A 5,166-nucleotide genomic window follows, 5' to 3' on the forward strand; every position below is an offset into this window, starting at 1 on the left:
GGTCTACGCTGTGGCCCACGGCCATCGCGCGATCTTCGGTTGTCCTCACAAACCATCGATGATCAACGCGGTGGCCGTCCTCATGCCCACGCCACGCCCAACGCCGAAGCCAAGTGACGTTGGAGTACTAACCCGTAATGCTGTGCACATGAGTAGTCCTGTCCTCGCCGCTGGAAGACGACACTCGTTGGGGCTGTGTGCCGACGGCACCGTGGTTGCGGCCGGCACGGGGACATCCGGTGAGTGCCGGGTCGAAGATTGGGGCCATACGGTCGCCGTGGCGGCGGGCAACGTGCATACGGCTTCGAACACCGGACGGTCCCACAGCGTCGGCCTCCGGGCTGACGGCACTGTGGTGGCGACGGGCTGGAACAGTGACGGGCAGTGTGACGTCGCGTCATGGTGCGACGTGACCCTTGTCGCCGCAGGCTGGCGCCGCACCTTGGGGTTGGTTGGTGACGGCACCGTGCTGGCTGCGGGACGGCTCCGCGAGGGAGCATGCAACGTGAGCCAATGGCGAGAGGTGGTCGCGTTGGCTTGCGGCGACTGGCATTCGGTGGGGCTCAGAGCCGATGGGACCACCGTCGCCGTGGGGAACGATCGCCGTGGGCAGTGCGCGGTCGACACCTGGCGTGACGTTGCGGCCGTCGCCGCCGGCTACCTTCACACGGTCGGTCTCACCAACGACGGACGTGTCTTCGCGGTGGGGGATCAATCGACGGGTGCCTGTGATGTCAGCGCTTGGAGGAACTTTGTGGCAGTGGCGGCTGGGAGCTACCACACCGTCGGGGTTACCGCGACTGGCCGAGCCGTGGCCGTGGGCAGCAACGATTTCGGCCAGTGCGACGTGGCCGATTGGCGCGAGATTGTCGCGGTGGCGGCCGGATCCACCCACACGCTCGGACTACGCGCGGACGGAACAGTTGTCGCCGCCGGAAACAACGAGCACGGTCAGTGCGACATCACCGGCTGGGACGCGATCCGGTCGCCGAACTAGATACTGCACGGAAGGTTCAGGTTGGCTTGCGGGCTGCTCTCTCGACTTCTTGTAGGACCAGTCCAAGGGTCTGTGAGCGGCGGTCTGCTGGCAGTGTTGCCCAGGCTCGTCGGGCGTAGGCGAGTCCTCCGGACCGATCTCCGGACTTGGTCATCATGAGGGCGCGGTGTAGCTCGATGTGAGTGGCGAACCGGGTCAGTGCTGTCGGTCGGAGTCGGTCTGCATCGGTCTGGGCCTGTTCGCCAGGCGCAACCATGCCGAGTCGGGCGTAGAGCATCGATCGGAAGGTGGCCATTCGCCAGGCGGGTACGGCGGCGTCGGAGATCTCCCCGTCTGCTGAGGCAGCCAGGTCGAAGATCCGTCGTGCGTCCTCGTCGGCCGTGATGGCTCCGCCGATGTCGCCGCGTCCGGCGGCGACGTGTGCGCGGGCCATGAGCGCCTGGAGGCGTCCGAGGGACGGCCGGTCGGACAGGGCGATGGCTTCGTCGGCGTACCGCTTGGCGACGGGAAGGGCAGCGCCTTCGTAGGCCAGGGCGATGGCGGCCCGGCCGCGTACCCAGACCCGGACGGCGAGGTCGTCGGAGCGGTCGGCGGCGATCCGGGCCGTGTCGTACCAACCGATCGCCTCGGTCGGGTCCTTGGTCGTCTTGCCGTAGGTGGTGAGTGCGCGGGCGGCGGTCGCCCACATGGTCGGGGAGTCGAGTTGCTGTTGCAGGACGACGAGGTCACCTGCGAGCCGGGTCTGGAGGCTGTCGGCACCGATCTCCATGTAGTCGCGGCCGTACTGGTCGACCCGGTCGCGCCAGCGGTCCTCGCTGTCGCGGTGGCCGGCGAGGGCGGCGGTGAAGCCGGATCGGATCAGCTCGTTGGCGGCGATCGGGCCGATGGTGGCGGCTTTGAGGAGGTGCCTGCGTCTCACGTCCGGGTCTCCCAACGCTCGCGCGTAGGCGAGCACGATGTCCGGTGTCGCGGTCCGGCGTCCCGCCTCGACGTTGCTCAGGTGCGATGCCGAGTAGCAGATACGGGCCGCGATGGAGGCCAGCGTCACGCCGGCCTCGGTACGAGCCTGCCTCAGTTGTGCGCCGAGGTCGACCATCGGATCCCCTGTGAAAGGTCCTGAAAGCATCGGGGCGCTTCCGTCCGTAGCCGTGCGGTCACAAGAGTAGTTCCCAGGCGCGGCCGGTGCGGTCGGTGTGAGAACCCGGGCCTGGGCGCGTCGCCAGCCGGCGCGGCGGCACCAGGTCCTTCCACGACGCCGAAGAGGCCGTGGCCCGGCACGAGAGGGTGACCGTGCGGGACGGGTGGCGGGGGCTGAGCGCCGAGCACCGCGCCGCGTACCTCATGGATGCCGCCCGCGCCTACCTGCACGCCGACGATCCGGTCGGTGCTGGGCGGGTCTTGGTGGAGGCCGATCGGATCGCACCGGCCGAGATCCGGCAGCGGCCAGCCGGCCGCGACATGCTCGCCCAGGCCGCCCGGGAATCCGCCGCCCCGACGACGCTCACCCACCTCGCCGCGCCCCTCGGGGTGGGCTGAGCGGTGACCGCACCGCTGCTGTCCCTGGCGCAGATCCGCAACCGGCTGATCCTCACCGCCCGCGTCATCCTCCGCCAGCACCGACCCGGACCCGACGGACGCTGCCCGGTCTGCCGAACCGCAGGCGACCCAGTGGCGACCGCCGCCCGCAACGTCCCGCGCACCGCCGAAGAGGTACAGCAGCGGAGTACAGCAACCGAACCGACCGCGTCCGACCAGGACGAATCTCAACAGGCGGAATGACCTCGGACGACACCCGATCCGGCCGCCTCGCCGACAGTTCTGGACGAAGAGGTCGTCGGTTACTCCGCCACGGCCATCCTTCGGTCTGCTTCTTAATCCAATGATCTGGAGATGGCCGGAGGTCGGTCCGCTCGGATAGGGAGGTGTCGTGCCCACGACAGTCTGGCACTGAGGCACGTGCGACGGATTGACCGGTTCATCGACGGCGCCCTACGTTGGTCGGTCAGCCAGAAGGGACGCGCAAGCAGCCATGACGATGCGATACAACCCACCACCGAATTGGCCCCCACCTCCGGCAGGCTGGACACCCCCGGCCGGTTGGGCTCCGGACCCGGCATGGGGCCCACCGCCTGCTGGGTGGCAGCTCTGGGTCAACGAGGGCATCCCCCTGTTCGGAGCGCGCGGCAAGGCGCGGGAGCTTGCTGCCGAGAACGAGGAGTTGCAGAAGAAGCTGAACGCGTGGCATGCCGAGGCCACCAGGCTGCAGGGGCAGCTGGACCAGCGCCAGGGCGAGGTAGCCCAGCTGCGAGCGGAGCTAGATCGTCTGCAGTCCGAGATGAAACGGCTCGGGGTGATGAGCGCCATCGAGTTGGAGCACTACCGCGACCGGTTGACGGAGCAGACAGCCGAGCTCGACCAGCGAATGACAGGGCTGAAACAGCAGGTGGTCCTCACTGAGGATACCGCGTTGCTGCAGGAGGTGGGGGTGTACGAGTACCGGCACCCGCTGACCGATGCCGTGGCCTACCAGGGCGAACTCGCGACCATCCAGGACCGGATCAAGACTATGGCCAGAAGGGATGGTGGCGCCGTCCAGGCAGACACCCGCTGGACTGTCTCCGGGTCGGAGGCCAAGGGACGGGCCATGATCCGGGACTACTCGAAGCTCGTTCTGCGCGCGTACAACGCCGAGGCCGACAACCTTGTCCGGGGTCTCAAGCCCTACAGGCTGGACTCGGCCATTGAGCGCCTCAACAAGGTGGCGGAGATGATCGCGCGCCTGGGCAAGACGATGGACATCCGGATCGCTAACGGCTACCACCGTCTGCGCAAGAAGGAACTGGAGCTAACCGCCGACTACCTGGCGAGGGTCGCCGAGGAGAGAGAGCGAGAACGGGAGGAGAAGGCGCGCCTGCGCGAAGAGCGAAAGGTCCAACAGGAAATCGAACGTGAGCGCGCACGCCTGGAGAAGGAGCGGCAGCACTACGCCAACGCGCTTGCCGCCCTTCGGGCCAGAGGTGACGCCGAGGGCGTTGCCCAGATGGAGGAGCGCCTCGCTGAGGTCGAGGCGGCGGCAGAGGCCGTGGACTACCGGGCCGCGAACGTCCGCGCCGGCTACGTCTACGTGATCTCGAACATCGGGGCGTTCGGCGAGGACATGGTGAAGATCGGCATGACTCGGCGACTGGACCCTCTTGACCGGGTGCGTGAACTCAGCGACGCCTCGGTCCCGTTCAACTTCGACGTGCACGCCCTGTTCTTCTCCGATGACGCCGTCGGTATCGAGAATCAGATGCACACCCGACTGGCGGACCATCGCGTCAACCTGGTCAACCAGCGCCGCGAGTTCTTTCGCGTCACCCCGGCGGAGGCCAAGACGCACCTGCTCGCTCTGACGGGCAACCTGCTGCAGTACGAGGAAGTGCCCGAAGCCCTGGAGTACCGGCAGAGCATCGTTGGCGCGAACTGATCGGTCGCCTCCGCGCAGCGAGGAGCATCGAACGCGTTGCCTGAGGCGACACGGGACGACAATAGACAGGGCGGTGGCCGAGCTCAGAGCCAGAGGATCACGACCGATAGCAGCACACGATGCGCTAAGACGGCGTTCACACCGAAGCAGTCAGCCCTGTTGCTGTCGACAGCAACGGTGACAGCAACAGGGCCGAACAGTGGGAGCCGAAGCCAGCTTGCAACGGATCAGGGCCCGACGTCAGAGACGTACACGGACAGGCCCAGAAGGAGTGCCCAGCACTTGTGAAGCGAGCGGTCAGTCACTCCGGCTTCGGGGGCGGTGTGAGCCAGGCGAGGGGTTGACCGGCAAGTGCAGCTTCGGCGAGGCGGTGCGCGGATGTCGTGGTGAGAGCGGCGCGGGAGCTGTCGATCCACCGTTGGACGTTGTCGATGCCCTGGTGGCGGTACTCGACGGCTTGGACGAGGCATTCGAGTTTGTCGGCGTCGCGGGCGACGATGGCTTCGAGGGTTTCGCCGGCTTCGTACTCAGTGACGGCGGCGGTGAGGGCGGCGACGACGGCCGGTGAGCAGCGGGTCTGCTGCACCGATAGGTGACAGTTCAGTCACGCGGCCTGACTGGCCGGTCGGGTCATGATGGTCTCGTACTCGATAGGGGTCAACCGGGACAGGGATCGTTGGCGTCGACGGCGGTGGTAGGT

Annotated in this window: 5 protein-coding genes and 1 pseudogene; 4 read left to right on the top strand and 2 right to left on the bottom strand. The window is 67.4% G+C overall.

What is annotated here, in order from left to right; genetic code table 11:
• Positions 1 to 148 precede the first annotated feature (148 nt).
• Positions 149 to 997 (top strand): hypothetical protein, encoded by an 849-nt coding sequence (locus KBX06_RS27295; RefSeq protein ID WP_210839917.1) that lies wholly within the window; start codon positions 149 to 151, stop codon positions 995 to 997.
• 16 nt (positions 998 to 1,013) lie between these two features.
• Here KBX06_RS27295 and KBX06_RS27300 read toward each other — a convergent pair whose 3' ends face one another.
• Positions 1,014 to 2,093, bottom strand: coding sequence for a helix-turn-helix domain-containing protein (locus KBX06_RS27300; protein WP_210839918.1), 1,080 nt, complete (start codon positions 2,091 to 2,093; stop codon positions 1,014 to 1,016).
• A gap of 170 nt (positions 2,094 to 2,263) precedes the next feature.
• Between KBX06_RS27300 and KBX06_RS27305 the strand changes: the two genes are divergently transcribed.
• The 3 genes from KBX06_RS27305 to KBX06_RS27315 all read left to right on the top strand — a co-directional run bounded on the left by KBX06_RS27305 (position 2,264) and on the right by KBX06_RS27315 (position 4,466).
• On the top strand, positions 2,264 to 2,533 hold the full coding sequence (locus KBX06_RS27305) for a hypothetical protein (RefSeq protein ID WP_210839921.1): 270 nt from the start codon (positions 2,264 to 2,266) through the stop codon (positions 2,531 to 2,533).
• 3 nt (positions 2,534 to 2,536) lie between these two features.
• Positions 2,537 to 2,776 carry a hypothetical protein gene (locus KBX06_RS27310; protein WP_210839922.1) on the top strand — a complete coding sequence of 80 codons (240 nt, stop codon included), beginning with the start codon at positions 2,537 to 2,539 and terminating at the stop codon, positions 2,774 to 2,776.
• 439 nt (positions 2,777 to 3,215) lie between these two features.
• On the top strand, positions 3,216 to 4,466 hold the full coding sequence (locus KBX06_RS27315) for a DUF4041 domain-containing protein (protein WP_247686773.1): 1,251 nt from the start codon (positions 3,216 to 3,218) through the stop codon (positions 4,464 to 4,466).
• 301 nt (positions 4,467 to 4,767) lie between these two features.
• Here the strand turns inward: KBX06_RS27315 and KBX06_RS27320 are convergent.
• Positions 4,768 to 5,016 (bottom strand): annotated as a pseudogene (locus KBX06_RS27320) (HD domain-containing protein); the annotation flags it as partial.
• Positions 5,017 to 5,166 lie beyond the last annotated feature (150 nt).

The sequence above is a fragment of the Micromonospora sp. C31 genome, from assembly GCF_018070575.1.
Lineage (GTDB): Bacteria > Actinomycetota > Actinomycetes > Mycobacteriales > Micromonosporaceae > Micromonospora.